Raw genomic sequence first — 16,701 nt, forward strand, 5'->3', positions numbered from 1 at the left:
TCGCGCGCCTGACAGACTGCGTGGCCGGAAACCGGCTTTTCCTTGTCGCCCTCATCGTGAGCGCTTGATTGCCGGCTCGCGTTAATGAGCCGCGTTGCCAAGCATCCGCTGGAAAATGGCGGCCGGCACTGCGTGCGAGAAGTAGTAACCCTGGCCGTAATCGCAGCCAGCCTGCAGCAGCAGTCTCCGCTGCTCCTCGGTTTCTATCCCTTCGGCAATCACTTTCAAGCCGAGCTTATGGGCCATCAGAATGATGGTTTCCACAATCGTGCGATGGGCGCGGTTCTCACTTATGCCCTTTACAAACGACTGATCGATCTTGAGATAGTCGAGGTGGAACTGGTGAAGGTAGGACATTGCCGAGTAGCCGGTGCCGAAATCATCGAGCGCCACCATCAGTCCGGATTCGGCGTAGCGCAACAATTGATTCTTGACCGCCTGGGATGGATGAAGCAACAGACCTTCGGTAATCTCCATGATGATCGCGCTGGTAGGCACGTTCATTTTGGCGAGATAATCCAGCCAGTCAGAAGAAGCATTTTCCGATAGAAATTCAACCGGGGAGCGGTTAATGGAGATCGGGATCAGGTGGCCGGCGATCAGGCAGGCTTGCTTGGCGCAGGCAACCGCTTCACAAAATACCCAGTTGCTGATCTCCAGAATCAACCCCGTCTCTTCCGCCAGCGGAATGAATTTCGCTGGCTCGATGTTGCCCATTTCCGGGTGCTGCCAGCGCAGCAACGCCTCCGCCTTGACGATGTTGGAGGTATTCAGGTCGACGACGGGCTGGAAATGGAGCGACAGTTCGCCGACTGCCAGCGCCCGCCGCAAAGCGTTGGAAAGGCGCAGCCGGGTATGGGCATGCTCATCCATCTCTGTTCTGTAATAGCTGAAGCGATTCTTGCCGTTTTGCTTGGCGATGTACATGGCCTGATCGGCTTTCTTGATCAAGTCCTTGCCTTCATCGGTGTCGAGGGGAAAGAGTGCCGCTCCGATGCTGCCCGTAATGTGTCCGAGCGCATGGCCCAGATAAAATGGCGTGGCCAGGCCATGCAGCAGTTTTTCAATCACCAGGTCGACATGACCCAAATCCTCCAAGCCCGTCAGAATGATCGTGAACTCGTCCCCGCCCCAGCGCGCGACGACATCCGTCTTGCGCACACAGGCTTTGATGCGGTACGCCGCTTCGATCAGCAGGAGGTCGCCAACATCGTGGCCATACAGATCGTTCACATGCTTGAACCCATCCAGGTCCACGAATAGGAGCGCCAGTTTTCGATCCGAGCGCTGGGAGCTGCGTATCTCCTGCTCCAGGCGATCCCGAAACATGCGTCGGTTGGCCAGTCCGGTCAGCGCGTCCACGTTGGCGTGGCGCCAGGCGAGCCCCTCTGCATCCTTGCGTACGCTGATATCGGACGTCATGCCGCCCATGGCGATGGGCTGGCCAGCCTGGTCCCAAGCGACCACCACGCCGCGCGACAACACCCATTTCCAACGGCCCTGACGATCGAGGAGTCGAAATTCACATTCATAGATTTTCTTATCGCCCCTGACGCAGGCCTGCACTGCCTCCATCACGCGCTCGTAGTCTTCCGAATGAATGAGCCGACGCCAGTTCACCTTGCCGGTGAATCGCTCATTCTTTTGCCAGCCGAATATTTCCTTGAGTTTTCCCGAAACGCTGTAGGTGTCCTGAATGAGATCCCATTCCCAGATACCTTCTCCCGTTCCTTCCACCGCCAGCTTAAGGCGTTCATTCATGACGCGCAGATGGTCGCGCGTCTGCGTCTTTTCCGTTACGTCGCGCAGGATGAATTGCGTCGCGGGCCGGCCTTCCCAGTTCAAGAAGGCACAGGAAACGTCCAGGAAAGCTGCGTCCCTGTTTGGTCGGGCACAGCGGAAGGTTGCCGGTACGGCTTCCCGCCTGACCTGACACGCTTCCGTCAAGCGTTGTAAAAGTTCGCTCATCGGCGAACCGCTGGCCTGCTCTTCGGCGAGCCTGCGAATGAGACTTCTTGGCGTATCGGCATTCAGAATGCGCGCCGCAGACGGGTTCGCATACACGAAACGGCCACCGCGTTTCACAAGAATGCCGTCCGGATTGCTGTCGGCAAGGGCGCGATAGCGTTCCGCGCTGGCATGGGCGGCAGCTTCGGCATCTTTCCTGGCGCTCACGTCCATGCACACGCCAATGATGCGCCCGGCGTTGTCCTTCCCTTGCCAGACGACGGTAGCGCGCGTCAACAGCCATATCTTTTCGCCAGCGGGAAGCTGCAGCCGGTATTCAATGTCAAACGGCCTGCCGCCCGACACATGCTTCGCTACGCCAGCGCGGTCCTCAAGACAGATCAGCTGCATCCAGCGATCCGCGGGGATGAGGTGGAATCGCTCGGGAAAGCCGACCAGTCGCGCCAGCGTCGGGGACAGCATGATCGTTTGGGAAGGCTGATCGAGATACCAGAGGCCAATGCCGGCGGCTCCGGCGGCGAGGCGGTAGGTCTGATCCAGACAGTTCTGCTGGGCGCTGAACCACTCCGACGCAGTTCCCCCCGAAAGAAGTGACGGTTCCGAAGACAGCGCAGAGCTGAAGGCACGCAAACTGCCGGGAATCTCGGCGGCGCTCATTAGTGGATATTTAGGCGGAACATGTTTGGAACCTCTGAAAATTTTTAAGTTCCATTTTTGAGCCAGAACGCTGTTCTTATTTAATTTGGCGTAACCCGCCGAAGAGCGGTCTCTTCAAAAACCAGTCGCAAGCGTCTCTTGGCTGATTTCCGCAATGGCGGCCTGCGCGAAATCCACTATTTATGCATGCTGCGAACTATGTCGACCACGTCGCTCTTACCGACAGCGGTGCGAATCGGCAGGCTGGACACAACACGCAAATTTCCTGAGACCATTTTATGGTTTGCTGGCCATCCCGTTTGGAAGGCGTCATTGAATCGTGCCGTTTTACCGTATGGACCGCGCTAAGCATTCGGGTGGGACGGACTCCTCCAGGTTGATGACCTCGCCCTGGCCGCGGCTGGCAATGCGATGTCCCGTCATGACAACCTTGTTCGCCTAGCCTGTTCAGCCATCGTAGAACGCGTCTCGGACAGATACAAGAAAACGCTTTCAACAGAATTGACCAAAAGCAGACCTTCGAAGCAAGCAACGTTACCCCGCCCGCCATACACCGCCTCAACCACTGACAAGCTGGTTCACCGAGGCTTCGTCTATCGTCGCTTGACTACCGGCTGATCCTGCCCGCCGCTGCAATGAACTGGGCGAAGACGATCGGCTTGCGCATGTGGGTTTCGAATCCCGCTGCAAGCGCCCGATCGACATCGCTGGGACGGGTGAACCCGCTTAAGGCAATCGCCGGCGTCGTTGCCGTGTTCGTCGCAGCACGGAGCGCTGCCAGCAAGGCATATCCGTCCATATCGGGCATGCCGATGTCTGAAACGATGAGGTGAAAAACGTCGGCGGACCGTTCCACGAGCTCCAGCGCCTGAGCGCCGCTCGACGCCGCCAGTACCTGCGCCCCTTCACTCGTCAGCAGCGCTGTCAGCGCCTCCAGCGTCTCGATGGAATCATCCACCAGCAGCACCCGCTTGCCGGCAACGCTTCGGGTTGGCCCGATTTCAGGCGGTGATGCCGATGGCTGGGAGACCGCGAGCGGCAAATAGACGCGGAATTGGGCGCCCCGTCCTTCGCCGGCGGACTGCGCCTCAACCCGGCCGCCATGGCTGTGCACCAGCTCCTTCACCAGCGCCAGTCCGATGCCCATGCCGCCATGCTGCCGCGTCGTGCTGTTGTTGGCTTGCCGGAACATGTCGAAGACATGCGGCAGGAACTCTGGCGCAATCCCCTTGCCGGTGTCCGCGACTTCGATGCAAGCCATGTCGTCTTCCCGCGAAACCCGCACCTGCACGGTGCCGCCTGCCGGCGTGAACTTGAGGGCATTGCTCAGCAGGTTCCAGATGATCTGCTCGATGCGGACAACGTCGCCCTGAATGATCAGGTCTTGCGCCGACGCATCCAGAGCGAGCCTGATCCGCTCGTGCTTCGCGTCCTGCTCCATCAGCCTGACCACATGGCAGACGCGCTCCGACACGTCGAGCTGCGAGTGCGTCAGGGTCAGCTTGCCAGTGTGCAGGCGCGACAGGTCCATCAGGTCGTCGATGATCCGGGCCTGCCCCTCGACCATGCGCTTGATGGTGGCCGTCCCGCGCGAGATGGCAGGCAAATGGGCGGCTTCGGGAATGCGGCTCAGCATTTCCGCCGTCAGCTGTATCAGGTTGAGCGGTTGCTTGAGTTCATGCGAGAGCACCGCAAAAAACTCATCACGTACGCGCGCCGCTTCTTCGGCCCGGATCCGTTCCTGCCTTTCCCATTCCAGCTTCGCGTCCTGCTGATCGTGGCGCCACTTGGCATCGGTCAGGTCTCGGGCAATCTTCACATACCCGCCGATCTCGTCATCCACCAGCGGCGAGGTGATGCCGCTGCAATAGACGCGCATGCCGTTGCGCCGCAGGTGCCAGCGATCGTCCTCGGCCCGGCCGTCTTCCCGCGCACGGCGCAGTTCATCCTGGTACGCGCCGGCCTCCCGGTCTTCAGGGGTGAACAGGATTTCGCCGCTCTGGCCGACGATATCCGCTTCGGTATATCCGAACAAGCGCTCGGCGCCGCTGTTCCAGCTGGTGATGATGCCGTCGGCATCCATCGTGGAAATCGCATAGTCCCGTGTGCTGGCTGCGATCAACCGCATCCGCTGCTCGCTGCCACGCAGTTTTTCCTCCGCCAGCTTGCGCCGGGAAATGTCGATGAATGACAGCACCAAACCTTCGATGCGGTCTTCCGCCGTGCGGTACGGCAGGAGCCGGGCGATGTACCAGACGCCGTCGTTGGTGCCGCGCACTTCGCGTTCGGACGGCTGCAGCGAATCGAAGACCTGTTCGATGTCCTGCCCCAGCTCCGGGTAATCAAGCCGGTAGGTGATGTCGAGGATCGAGCGATTGATATCGGAGCTGATGAGGTTGAACAGCCGCGTGCACGGCTTTGAATAGCGCTTGATGCGCAGGTTGCGGTCGATGAACAGGGTCGCTATTTCCGTCGCTGACAGGAAATTTTGCAGGTCATCGTTCGCCTTCGCCGTTTCATCGACCTTCGTCTTCAACTCGTTGTTGACGGTGGTGAGTTCTTCGTTGATCGATTGCAGTTCTTCCTTGCTGGTTTCGAGCTCTTCAGCGGTCGAGCGCAATTCTTCATTGCTTGCCTGCAGCTCCTCGTTGGTGCCCTTCAAATCTTCGAGCGTCGCTTCGTATTGCTCAATCGCGGTACGCAACTGTTCCTTGGTCTGGGTCAGCTCCTGCTCAAGGTGCATGGCGACTGAATTGTCGCCGCTCTGCATGATGGCGGGCTCGACGTCCCCCGGCGTGTCGCGCTCTTCAAACAGCAGCAGGGTGGCGCCGGTGCCGGCATGATGATCGCGGGCTGGATGGATGCGAATGCGGACGAAAGTATCGGTATCGCCTTCGCGCAGGGACAAGAAGCGGGTCTGCACATCCATGTGACCCTGCGCGGCCCGGAACAGGGCGGCGCGTAGTTCCAGCTGCAGATCGGGATGCAGGGTCACCAGAATGTCGCGCGAGGGCTCGCCGCCGGGATGGTAGAGGTACCGTCCGGCTTGCTTCGTGGCATAGATGATCTGGTGATTCTGGTCGATCAGGATGCCGGGCGGACCGGAGATCTCCACCAGCTGACGATACAGATCCTGCGGCGACAGGTGCCGCCGGTCCACGGTGTCCTTGGGCGCCTTCACGAGCGGCCGGCTGGATTTGCTGATCAGGGACGGGGCATGGAATATCGTCTCCGAGCGCACGCTTGCGGCCCGGTAGATGCGGCTCTTCTTGTCCACCGGCGTGAAATAGCGCGTTACCGCGTCCGCCGACTCGGCGGTTCCGAGAAACAGGTAGCCATTCGGATACAAGGCGTAGTGCAGGACTTCCAGCACCTTGGTCTGGACGTCACGGTCGAGGTAAATCAGCAGATTGCGGCAGGAAATCAGGTGCAGCCGGGAAAACGGCGGGTCCTGCAGGATGTTATGGATGGCGAACAGCACCTTCTCCCGAATTTCCCGCTTCACGCGGAAGTGCTCGTCCTGCCGGTCGAAATATTCCCGCAGCCGCGTCGGCGTCACATCGGTGATGATTGAGCTCGGATAGAGGCCGGTGCGCGCGGTCGCCACGGCCTGCTCATCGATGTCGGATGCAAAGACCTGTATCGGTCTCGGCTTGGCCATCAGGCCGTTCTGATCCGCGAGGAGCATCGCAATCGAGTAGGCTTCCTCGCCGGTGGCGCAACCCACTGACCAGGCGCGGATCTGCTCGGTGTCCTTCGCCTCCTCGAAAATGCGCGGCACGACATCGCGCTCCAGGGCCTCGAAAGCGGTGCGATCGCGGAAAAAATTGGTGACGCTGATGAGCATGTCCTGCAGCAGCGCCGATGCTTCTTCGTCGTGCCGTTCCAGGTAATGCCGGTAAGCGATTACGTTGGCCAGGCCGCAGACCTGAAGCCGCCTTTCGATCCGGCGCAGCACCGTCGCGCGCTTATAGTGCTTGAAGTCATGGCCGGTCCGCTGCTGCAAAATCTCCAGGATGTCGCGCAGCGCATATTCCGCTTCCTGCGCCTGGGCTTCGGCATCGTCAACGTGAATGCTGCGCTCCAGCTCGCCGGCGGAAGGCAGCTGCACCAGGCGGGCGTTGCGGGTCAACTCCAGCAGTTTCTGCGGCATCTCGACCACGGGCAATACCAGATCGACCGTTCCCCGTTCCAGCGCGCTGCGCGGCATGCTGTCGTACTCCGCATCGTCGAGGGCTTGCACCAAGGTGAGACCGCCCTTTTCCTTGATGCGCGCAATGCCGACCGCGCCATCCGAACCCGCGCCGGAAAGGATGATGCCAATCGCCCTTTCCCGGTGTACTTCCGCCAGGGTGCGCAGGAACAGGTCGATGGCGACATGACGGCCGGGAGGACGTGCTGCCGAGACCACCTGCAGCGTGCCATCGTTCATCAGCAGATCCAGCGTCGGCGAGATGATATAGACATGGTTGGGCTCGATCGGCACGGTTTCAGTGACTTGGCTGACCGGCATCCTGGTCTTGACCTGCAGGATCTTGTCGAGGCTGCTTTGATGCTTGGGCGAGAGATGCAGCACGATGACGAACGCCATGCCGTTTTCCGCCGGCATGGCTTCGAGAAACCGGCTCACCGCATCGATGCCGCCCGCGGAGGCGCCGATTCCGACCACACAGAACGGGAGCGAGCTGGGGATGAATCCCGGCGCCGGCGGGGGAAATTCGAAAATCTGGCGTTCGTTGTCGTCCATGGCAAAACTCTCGGATAGTTGGCTATTTCACATTAACGAACGAGCATAACTCATTCCACCTCAGCGAAGGTGTCGGGAATCCCGCCTCTCATCAGAGGATTGACCGCTAAGCACCCGCCCCTTGCAGGCCGGCTGCCTGTCGACCGTCACTGCCGCCCGGCGCGATGCCCATGAGGCGATCAAAGCGGTCGCGCAGATCGAAACAGCACTTGTGGCACGCTTCGCCAATTGGAACTCAAGCAGGAGCCGGGCATAGACGGCTTCGGGAAGCAGCGACGGAACATGGCAGCCGGGGAGCCCTTGTCCACAGGGAGCATGATGTTTCTTCGCAATGCAACCGTAACGACAGGAGGAAAACCCGTCAGCAGCCGAAAGATCAGCCAAGGAAAATGCGCGACCTGATCCCGGTACACGAAGTCAGATTTCTGGCTCGGGCGTCCGTTGCGCCCACTGGAAACCTTCATGCTTGGTAATGGACGCGATCTCGATCGGTCCACCCACGGTCTTGGGGCGTGGCACCGAGTATCGGATGAATCCCACGGTGGTCTCGGCCAGATAACGGGCCAGATCTATCGCATCCTGAATCGGCATGGCATCGACGAACAGCAGTTCGTACAAGTCGGGCACGAGTTTCTCGCGTAATGCGTTTGCCTGTTCTTCTGATAAACCATGCTTGACCGCGAACTCGTTGAACCGGGTACCGAGCCCGAACACGAGCCGGTCCAGTGCCTCGTATTCGCCGTCCCAGCGCAAGCCGAATTCCTGTTCCCCTTGGACACAGCGCGGCAGCGGACAGTCCTGTCCCATCAGATTGACTTCCCATATTTCAGCCAGCGGCCTGCCTGCCGAATATCCGCACAGCCGGAACTTCGTGTACGTTGTGGCGCCATGCGCTATCGATTTTTCCTCGAATAAAAATGCCCGCAAGCGCCTGGCAATGGCTTCCATACTGTAATTGCTCGGATCCAGCCGCCATTCCAGATGCTGACTGTCGTTGCCGCTTAGCCGATTGCGCAAATCCTTGAGCAGGGTCTCAACTGATTCACTTCCAATGCCCCCGGCGCCAGTCGCCATGACCCCCACCGGCAAGGCGGCATGGACATTCATGATCTTGTGCGAGTGGTAGTACACCATGCCGCTGGCAAAAGAGCTGGCGCTGTCTGCCGCCATTACCACGCCGTCATTAATTTTTACCGATACCAATACGGTCATATTTACCTCCGCCGATGGGTCTGCATCTCAGACATGCAGGCAGCGGGAACCCTGCCAGACCACTTCACCGCTTGAGAGATTGCTGCATGATGGCATACAAAACAGGCCTTGCTTTTGGGACCATGTCGCTTCACCGCTGATGGTTTTCTCTTGATGCATTGCTGGACTAAGCGTCCGTCTTTGAGGCAAGCTCACGTTTGCCATCAAATTCCACCACGCCAGCGCATCAAATGCCTCGAATCGACCGCAAGCCTCTGTCGGGAGGAAGACTTTGCAAACAATGCTTGTATATCAGCGTCGCTGCTAACTTCATTAAAAGGCTAGCCGGTAGACTTCTTCCCCCGGGGCACCCTGCGAAATGCACGCAGGCCATTTGCTGGCGGCACGCATCCGGACTTTCCAGCTTGGTTTGTCGAACCGCTCGATACGCCAGAATTTTGCAAGGCTTGCTGTAGATTGCTGCATATTGCTTCCAGGCGTGCATCCGACGCTTCCTTAAGTTGCTCCCCCCAGTAACAGGCCAATTCCTGGTCTGTGAAGTACATGCGAATGACATGTTCACCAATGCTGATGTCCAGCAGGTGAGGGCTCTTATGATCCATGCCTTCGCCATGATTCCAGACAAAACCCTCGATCCTCAAAGTCAAGCGGCGACATATGGCCGTCAGCTTGGCTTCGACTTCCGTCGCTGCCAGAGTTCGCTGCACGGCATCGAAATAGACTATTTGCGTCATGACCCCTGCCTCTCAGGACGAATGACCAACATTCTGATGGCCTAGGGTCATGTGAGTTGGTTTGCGAAGCACAGTTGCCCGGATTCGGCGTGGATGTTTGCGAAAACGCATACATCTTCGCGGATCACCAAACGGCAGCGCGCGTGCAGTAATAGGCTTGTTTCGACGTGGCGCTTCAATTCCTGCATATATCTTTTTCGGACTTTTCAACTGAAGCGGCATTTCCGCGCCTGGTTGGGGCGGAGCGAACTAGGAGCGCGCGGGAGCATGGAAATTCGAGGCGCTACGATGATACGGCGAGCAAGGAAGCGATGATCCGCCGCGGACGGACCTTTGGCAGCTTTCTTTGCGATGCCGAATCCGTTCCGTCCATGCAGATCGGCACCCCGATACCAAAGCCGGACGAGAACAGCCCGAAGTGACGATCGACTGCTCGCCGCTGCATGCTCGCGGACCCTCTTTGGCTTCAGCGTTGCAAGGAATGGAAAGCAGGTATGTCCTCTCTCGCCTATAGCTAAAATCGAAATAATGCTTGCCATACCTTGGCTTTAGGTCCAATGTGGTCAGGTCCGATGCCTCTAACCGCCCGTCTTCGCATCGGTACATTACACCCTTCCAGACGGTCGGTTCCGTGAAGGGGACCGCCACGATCACGCCCACCCGCGATTACCGGGGATTTTTGCCAAGCACGTCTCGCGACAGGTTTTCCCGCTCACTACGATCCCTAAGCCCACGGGCCAAAGCAGTATTCGTCCGTGGTGATCGACAGCAGCCGAATGGATGACCACGCACCTCGGCGGTACCAAGTCGATCAAACAACCGTCTCCTGCAGCAATGGCGTTGCCGCGCTTGACCGGGCGACGCCACTGGGGTGCTGCTGGCACTTACAGGCATGAAGAACGTCGGCTTCGACGTCATCAATGCACCGAATCACGAACGCTTTTCATGAACTACAGGGTCGCGCAATGGCATCGTAGCAAGGTTCCGGGACAATCAGTCCGCCGCGTTTTGAAAAAATGCCCCTTCACCGAACGGACGCAGGGCGATAGGCAATTCAATGGCATTCACCCCACCACCTTTACGGCTGACAACTTGCGACGGCTTGCCGGAGCGTCCATCAAGCCACATTTCGAGGAAAAGCCATGAGTGCATTTATTAGCAATCCGATTGTCATGCAACTCGGGGAGGTTGGCTTGTTCAGGGAATGGTTGAAAGACAACCCCTGCGACTATACGGTCGGCGCCATCGATATCATCGAACGCCAGGATGGTGGAGAGGAGCTTATTTTCATGCTGAACCGGGATGGCAATGCCCTCTCGACATTTGCCTCGGTCGGCGCCGCCCTGAGGTATATCGGCGACGCCGCGCTTACCCATGCCTTCGAGCGTTACCTTCTCGGCTTCAGCAGTACGCGGTTCGATCGACTTCAGGATGCCGTGCGAAAGGCATAGTACCTGCATTGACCAAGGCGTTTCGAAGCATTTTCAAACCTGAGTGCATCCGCGATTCATGCGCGGAGCAACGGATCGCCAAGAAAAAGCGCAAAAGACCCGCGATCTCCAGTTCCGTGATCGCCTGCCCTCGCAATGCCCTACTTTCCGCCCGGCTTGATGAATTTGAGAATGAACTCATCCTTGGGCTGCGGCGGCTCCGGCGTATTCTTGTCGCGGGGATCAGCCGGATTGCGCAGGAAAGCCCCTTCTGCCGCCAGCACGAAACCCGCAGCTTCCACCTCCCGCCGTAAAAAGGCTTCCTCGATCCGATGCAAGGTTCCCGATTCCGAGATCCCGGTTCCGGGGCGCCCCGAGTGATCGCCGATGACGTACATTCCTCCCGGCTTGAGCGCGGCAAACACCGCCCGGTTCAAGCGTGCACGGTCTACCTGAAGATGTCCCATGTCGTGATAGTTGAACATGAACGTCACCAGGTCCAGGCCATTGGATGCGGCTTCGGGCGGGACCGGGTCTTCGAACGGTCTGACGACTGGAACGATATGGCCTAGCGCAGGATGCCTGGCGCGCTCGGCCAAGGCGGCAGGCGACGGCAGTGGTGCCGGCCGAGGGGCCGCCTGAGCGGAAGGAGATGCGGTGCCGGCCTCGGGGGAAGCCGGTGGCGCGGCGTTCGGATTGCGCGGCGCGCTTTGCCCGTACACCTTGCCGCCGGGACCCACCGCTCGCGCGAGGAGTTCGGTCGTGTACCCTCCTCCGGCACTGAGGTCCAGCACGGTCATGCCTGGTCCCACGCCAATGAATTCCAGGATTTGTTCGGGCTTGCGGCGCCGGTCGTTGGTGCGATCGGCCGGCCGCCGATCCGGGCTGGCCACGATGGCCGCTATCCTCTCCTTCGAAATTGCCGCGCTTTCCGGAGAAGCGCGCATGCCACCGATTTGCGCGCAAGCGCCAAGCGCGGTTGCGACAACGAGCAGGACCAAGGTACGGCGGGAGATGCTGCTGATGCAGACTTTCTGATTGTGTTCCATATCGCCCTCTCGTCAAGAACAATCGATCATCGCCGCGGCCGGGCCGGCCCCGGCCCTTCAATTCGCCGGCTTCCTGCCGGATGGAATCACGTCGCGGCCAACGCCACGTCGGGCCTGCCGGTTTTAGCCGCCTCAACGTGGAATTCATCCAACCACTCCACCACTGCATCTGCATGGTAGGCGCAAATGACCGCTTCTGCTGAACCGTCTTCAGCTCAACCAAGGTGCCGTTTTTATTGCGAATGGCTGCTCTCGGCCGAACTGAGCCCGAAAGCAGTGCCACCTTCGGCACAAAATCACGTTTCAGTTCTTGCTGATTGCCGCAAGGACGGATGTCAGCGCCGTTATATCAATCGGTTCGACGAAGTAGTGGTCGAATCCGCAGCCAGACTGCTTGCTCGATCGCTCTCCTGCCCATACCCGGTCAGGGCAATGAGCACCGTCACTCCGTTTTTCTCCTGCGCCCGCAGATGGCGTGCCAGTTCGTTGCCATCGATTTCCGGCAGTCCGATATCGAGCAGGCCGACCACGCTCTTGACGAGCGCCAACCCCAGCCTCACGCCACTCAAGGGTCATCGATTTGATGACATGACGTATCTGCGCTGCCCGGTCGAAGGCAATCCGGCCTGCCGCAAATGGACGAAATCTGGGGTATAACGTCCTTGCGATCGAGGATTCAGGTGCGGGGCGGGCCGGTACAGCCGCCCTGGATGGTTGTGATTCATCCCGCCTGAAGCCAAAATGTCAGATATGAAAACAACCGACCTGCTCATCCCGGCCTGTCGCCCCATGGACGCGGACTCCGGCAAGGATCATGGCATTGCATAACTACTTCCACCGCTTGGCCACGCTCTGCCGCCGGTGTCCGCGCCATACGTGGATCCCGGTGCTCATGCTGTTCGCAGCGCTGGCCTGCGCCGTGCTTGCCTGGACCTATTTTCTGGAGAGCATGCGGAAGAAGGAAGACCAAGCGTACGCAGAAACCTATACTCGCGTCGACGGCCTGGCGCGAAGCTACGCCGACCGCGTGGAACGCACAATGGACGTGCTGGACCGAATCCTGCTCCATGTGCGTTACGACTGGAACATCAGCAAGGGGCAGACCAAACTTGAAGGCGCCAAAGAGGCGGGGGTCTTTCCAGCGGACTCCGTTCTCGTGGTCTCCATCTTTGATCGGGAGGGCCGGGCACTGACGAGCACGGCGGTCAGCGGCGATGCTCAATTCAATATCGCCGACAGGTCATACTTCCAGTTTCACCGAGACGTACAGCAGGATACCCTTCTGGTGAGTCGGCCGATGATGGGCCGCACATCCGAGCGGGAGGTGATCGTCCTCTCGCGCCGCCTGATCGGCGATGGAGGACGCTTTGCCGGGGTCGTAATCGCTTCGATGCGGCCGGAATTCCTGACAGCAAACTTTTCTGAGGCTACCTACGGCGGACACGGCTATTTGGGCTTGACGGGATTTGACCATGTCATGCGCGCTGCCCGCATCGGCAACGCCAATTTCACTCCGCATGCTCCGGCGTCGGTAGCCGTTTTTACGCCCGACCCCGACACCCCGCACGGCGCCACTTTGCTGGACGGCAAGCAGTGGTTCGCCGACGGACGCAGCCGTATTGTCGGCTGGCACCAAGTCGAAGGGCACCCGCTGACGGCTCTCGTGGGGCTCGATGAAGAGGAAGCGCTTGCCCGCTTCCGCGCCGCAGGGGAAGCCGCCGCTGCGGCAGCATACTGGGCGACCGGCGCATTCGCTGCATCCGCCCTCATCGCAGCGGTACTGCTGCATCTTCTGCTCAAGCGCAAATCGGAAAGCGAGGCCGCGCGCCTTGCCTATCGAGCCGCCACCGAGGAAGGCGAGGACGGTTTCTTCATCAACCGCCCGCTGCGCGACAAGGCTGGCAACGTCGTCGATTACCTGGTGGTCGATTGCAATCAGCATGGCGCCGAGATGTTCCAGTTGCAGCGGGATCAGTTGATCGGCAAGTCCATCGGCAATTTTTATGAGGGCAGGCTCAAGAGCGAGGCCCTGATGCGCCTGAATGAAGCGCTGCACAAGGGTATCCACCAAAGCGAAATCAGGGTGACGCGGCGCGACCGCCTGAAGGCGGCCTGGATCAACTACAAGGCGGTCCGGTCAGGCAGTGACGTTGCCGTCACGATCCGGGACATCACCGAGTCTAAGGCGCACCTGGAGGAGTTGGAGCGGCGCGGCAACGAGGATGCGCTGACCGGTCTGCCGAACCGCTACTGGATCCAGAATTACCTGCCGAGCGCCATGGCGCGCGTGCGTGATGCCTCGTCTGCGCTGGCGCTGCTGTTCATCGACATTGACGGCTTCAAGGACATCAACGACGCGCTCGGCCATGCCGCCGGAGACGACCTGCTGAAGATGATTGCCCGCCGGCTGATGAACCATGTACGCCCGCAGGACCATGTCGTGCGGCTCGGTGGAGATGAATACGTCGTGCTGATGGAGCAGGTACATGGCGAGGAGGAAGTCATCCTGGTAGCCGACCGCGTCATGGCGTCGTTCGGCGAGCGTTTTCAGCTGTCGATGACGCAGCACGCAATCGGCGCATCGATTGGCATCAGCCTGTTCCCGCGCGATGCGAGTGACGCGCAGGAACTGCTCAAGCATGCCGACATTGCGATGTATGAAGCCAAGAAGAACGGCAAAGGCAATTACCGCTTCTTCCAACCGCACTTCCGTGACGCCGTTCTGCAGAAGCTGAACAGCGAGATCGACATCCGGCGTGCGATCGAACACGACGAGTTCGAGATGCATTACCAGCCGCGTGTAGACATATCCACGATGCAAGCTTCAAGCCTGGAAGCGCTGGTGCGCTGGAACCATCCCGACAGAGGCTTGGTCAGTCCGCTCGAATTCATCCCGCTCGCCGAAGCCACCGGCCTGATCCTGCCGCTAGGGGAACTGATCATTCAGAAGGTATGCCGGCAGATCTCCGAGTGGTCGACCCATGGCAACCTGCTGCTGCCGGTGTCGATCAATGTATCGCCACGCCAATTCAACGAGTCCGACATCCTTTTCCTCTTCAGGTCAAACCTGGAGCGGCACGGTCTCAACCCGAAGCTGGTGCAGATCGAAATCACGGAATCCGTCATGATGCAGGAATCATCACGCAGCCTGGACATGCTGCCCGCCCTGCGCGATATGGGCATCAAGCTCTGCCTGGACGACTTCGGCACGGGATACTCATCGCTGTCGCAGCTGCAGAAGATCCAGTTCGATGTACTGAAGATCGACAGGTCGTTCACCAGCGAGGTCGAAAAGCCGGAAGGACGGGCTCTCATTGCATCGATGGTCACCATGGCTCAGGCGCTGGGCCTCAAAGTGGTTGCCGAAGGGGTGGAAACCTCTGGCCAACTGCAGATTCTGAGGGAGCTTGGCTGTGATGAGGCCCAGGGCTACTATTTTTCGAAGCCCGTCCCTGCAGCGAAGCTTCCCGGCATCGCCGCCGATCTGCGCAGGCAGGACCGGACCGCGACGGGATGAGGGTTTTCTTCTTCACCTTGAGGACAGCGATGCCTTGAACCGGTATCCACTTGGACAATTCCGCTAAAATGCTCGTTTTTGACCTTCCCAACACCCCCATGAAACGAGACCTCATGCTCATGGAAGCAATTCTCGGGAAGCTTCTGGAAGCGCCAGAACCGCTACTCAACGCACCCGGCATCGCCCAGCGCCTGAACACGGACCACACGGTCATCCACCACCACCTGCACCTGCTGCAGGACAAGGGTTGGGTTGCCGAAGGGGAGAACGGTTTCTGGCGGCTGACAAATGCGGGACATGATTACCTTGAAGGAAGCCCGGAACAGGGCATTTCCTTGAAATCGCTCGGGTAGGCTTCCATGACAATGACCTACGAAGCTTACCTCGATGAAGTGACCACGCTCATTACCGAGATGTACGACGTGAGCGAGGAAGCGGCGATCAAGCAGGTGATGCGCGCACAGGCAGCGGACTTCTTCACCTTGCACGACGACATTCCGGCGATGCGTACGCAGGAGCGCGCGGTACAGGACGCGAAGGCCATGTACCAGCAAATCCAGGAGGCGAGTACGGCAGCGGCGCCGAAGCAGCCGAAGCCGGCTCAGCCAACACGGCAGCCGAAACAAGCCCGGGCCGGCACGCGCAAAAAGTAATCGCAAACACAAGTACGCAACAGAAAACGCCATGGATGACAGTTTGACGAAGGACGAATACGAAGCGCTGGCGCAGATCAGGAAGACGCGCAAGGGCGAACGACCGAGCGCTTGCGTTGCGCGAAATGCGAAGGCGCTGATCGGCCTGAAATACGTCACGCGCGGGAAGGATGGCGCATTCATGCTGACCGAGAAGGGACAGCAGACATTGTTCGTCAAGCGTTGCATCGACGGCTTGCGCACGATGGCGGCGAGCGCCGTGGCTGCTGCCGCACCCGCGAAGCTGGAGGGCGATGTTGCCGCCTTCCTCAGCAGGAAGGGATTGATCGCGCCACATGCAGCGGGCGAAGGTTTCGAACTGACGGCACGCGGACGCGAATCGCTGGCGGATATCGAAGCACGGGAAAGCAAGCCATGAGCGAAGGATTGAAAAGATCCACTTCCAGGTCCTGCTCATTCCTGCTCTGATCCTGGTCTGCCTCGTCTGAGGGTGCGGGGCGAACAATCGCACGCGCTGTAACATCCATCCTGGTAGATTTTCGTGGGTGAATCGATCACGCCTGTAAACGCGGCATGCAGTCCGGCATAGAAGCCGCCATCGCCGAACGCGGCGCCCGGCTTGCCTATCTGCCGCCCTGTTCCCCAGATCCCTCAACACCATCAGCACGAGCGAGTCGCGAGGCTGGTTTGCCAGTTGCGGTTATCCGCTACGCTCTTGAGAGCGCCACTGTAGC

General features: G+C 59.5%; 12 protein-coding genes. 6 read left to right on the plus strand and 6 right to left on the minus strand.

Going from position 1 to position 16,701, the window contains the following annotated elements; genetic code table 11:
- Nucleotides 1-81: 81 nt before the first annotated feature.
- The 4 genes from CHB88_RS14285 to CHB88_RS24525 all read right to left on the minus strand — a co-directional run bounded on the left by CHB88_RS14285 (nucleotide 82) and on the right by CHB88_RS24525 (nucleotide 9,318).
- A complete protein-coding gene (locus CHB88_RS14285) occupies nucleotides 82-2,625 on the minus strand; it encodes a sensor domain-containing protein (RefSeq protein ID WP_089400012.1) in 2,544 nt (847 codons plus the stop codon).
- 607 nt (nucleotides 2,626-3,232) lie between these two features.
- On the minus strand, nucleotides 3,233-7,372 hold the full coding sequence (locus CHB88_RS14290; protein WP_089400013.1) for a CheR family methyltransferase: 4,140 nt from the start codon (nucleotides 7,370-7,372) through the stop codon (nucleotides 3,233-3,235).
- A gap of 417 nt (nucleotides 7,373-7,789) precedes the next feature.
- Nucleotides 7,790-8,584, minus strand: coding sequence for a hypothetical protein (locus CHB88_RS14295; RefSeq protein WP_089400014.1), 795 nt, complete (start codon nucleotides 8,582-8,584; stop codon nucleotides 7,790-7,792).
- Between the two features lie 320 nt (nucleotides 8,585-8,904).
- On the minus strand, nucleotides 8,905-9,318 hold the full coding sequence (locus tag CHB88_RS24525; RefSeq protein WP_143131281.1) for a hypothetical protein: 414 nt from the start codon (nucleotides 9,316-9,318) through the stop codon (nucleotides 8,905-8,907).
- Between the two features lie 780 nt (nucleotides 9,319-10,098).
- Here CHB88_RS24525 and CHB88_RS24530 point away from each other — a divergent pair.
- The gene (locus tag CHB88_RS24530) at nucleotides 10,099-10,464 is read left to right on the plus strand and encodes a hypothetical protein (protein WP_143131282.1); all 366 of its coding nucleotides are present in this window, start codon (nucleotides 10,099-10,101) and stop codon (nucleotides 10,462-10,464) included.
- Nucleotides 10,461-10,769: a hypothetical protein gene (locus CHB88_RS14305; protein WP_089400016.1), complete on the plus strand. Its 309-nt coding sequence runs from the start codon at nucleotides 10,461-10,463 to the stop codon at nucleotides 10,767-10,769. The genes CHB88_RS24530 and CHB88_RS14305 overlap by 4 nt, the downstream gene beginning before the upstream one ends.
- 140 nt (nucleotides 10,770-10,909) lie before the next feature.
- On the opposite strand, the gene CHB88_RS14310 is transcribed toward CHB88_RS14305, so the two are convergent.
- Complete coding sequence (locus CHB88_RS14310) at nucleotides 10,910-11,797, minus strand: class I SAM-dependent methyltransferase (protein WP_217900172.1); 888 nt, start codon at nucleotides 11,795-11,797, stop codon at nucleotides 10,910-10,912.
- A gap of 344 nt (nucleotides 11,798-12,141) precedes the next feature.
- Nucleotides 12,142-12,345, minus strand: coding sequence for a response regulator (locus CHB88_RS14315; RefSeq protein ID WP_176442485.1), 204 nt, complete (start codon nucleotides 12,343-12,345; stop codon nucleotides 12,142-12,144).
- 266 nt (nucleotides 12,346-12,611) lie between these two features.
- Here CHB88_RS14315 and CHB88_RS14320 point away from each other — a divergent pair, with 266 nt between their 5' ends.
- The 4 genes from CHB88_RS14320 to CHB88_RS14335 are packed head-to-tail and all read left to right on the plus strand — an operon-like array spanning nucleotide 12,612 to nucleotide 16,385.
- Entirely contained in the window at nucleotides 12,612-15,314 is a 2,703-nt protein-coding gene (locus CHB88_RS14320; protein WP_089400018.1) for a bifunctional diguanylate cyclase/phosphodiesterase, read from the plus strand.
- A gap of 50 nt (nucleotides 15,315-15,364) precedes the next feature.
- A complete protein-coding gene (locus tag CHB88_RS14325) occupies nucleotides 15,365-15,667 on the plus strand; it encodes a hypothetical protein (RefSeq protein WP_143131283.1) in 303 nt (100 codons plus the stop codon).
- A gap of 6 nt (nucleotides 15,668-15,673) precedes the next feature.
- Nucleotides 15,674-15,967 (plus strand): hypothetical protein, encoded by a 294-nt coding sequence (locus tag CHB88_RS14330; RefSeq protein ID WP_342745525.1) that lies wholly within the window; start codon nucleotides 15,674-15,676, stop codon nucleotides 15,965-15,967.
- Nucleotides 15,968-15,998: 31 nt separating this feature from the next.
- Entirely contained in the window at nucleotides 15,999-16,385 is a 387-nt protein-coding gene (locus CHB88_RS14335) for a hypothetical protein (RefSeq protein WP_089400020.1), read from the plus strand.
- Nucleotides 16,386-16,701: the final 316 nt, after the last annotated feature.

Source organism: Noviherbaspirillum humi (genome assembly GCF_900188095.1).
Lineage (GTDB): Bacteria > Pseudomonadota > Gammaproteobacteria > Burkholderiales > Burkholderiaceae_D > Noviherbaspirillum > Noviherbaspirillum humi.

What these genes read in the sequence shown, in the direction of transcription:
- CHB88_RS14285 (WP_089400012.1), bottom strand. Translation starts at nt 2,625, where the DNA reads ATGAGCGCCGCCGAGATTCCCGGCAGTTTGCGTGCCTTCAGCTCTGCG.
- CHB88_RS14290 (WP_089400013.1), bottom strand. Translation starts at nt 7,372, where the DNA reads ATGGACGACAACGAACGCCAGATTTTCGAATTTCCCCCGCCGGCGCCG.
- CHB88_RS14295 (WP_089400014.1), bottom strand. Translation starts at nt 8,584, where the DNA reads ATGACCGTATTGGTATCGGTAAAAATTAATGACGGCGTGGTAATGGCG.
- CHB88_RS24525 (WP_143131281.1), bottom strand. Translation starts at nt 9,318, where the DNA reads ATGACGCAAATAGTCTATTTCGATGCCGTGCAGCGAACTCTGGCAGCG.
- CHB88_RS24530 (WP_143131282.1), top strand. Translation starts at nt 10,099, where the DNA reads ATGACCACGCACCTCGGCGGTACCAAGTCGATCAAACAACCGTCTCCT.
- CHB88_RS14305 (WP_089400016.1), top strand. Translation starts at nt 10,461, where the DNA reads ATGAGTGCATTTATTAGCAATCCGATTGTCATGCAACTCGGGGAGGTT.
- CHB88_RS14310 (WP_217900172.1), bottom strand. Translation starts at nt 11,797, where the DNA reads ATGGAACACAATCAGAAAGTCTGCATCAGCAGCATCTCCCGCCGTACC.
- CHB88_RS14320 (WP_089400018.1), top strand. Translation starts at nt 12,612, where the DNA reads ATGGCATTGCATAACTACTTCCACCGCTTGGCCACGCTCTGCCGCCGG.
- CHB88_RS14330 (WP_342745525.1), top strand. Translation starts at nt 15,674, where the DNA reads ATGACAATGACCTACGAAGCTTACCTCGATGAAGTGACCACGCTCATT.
- CHB88_RS14335 (WP_089400020.1), top strand. Translation starts at nt 15,999, where the DNA reads ATGGATGACAGTTTGACGAAGGACGAATACGAAGCGCTGGCGCAGATC.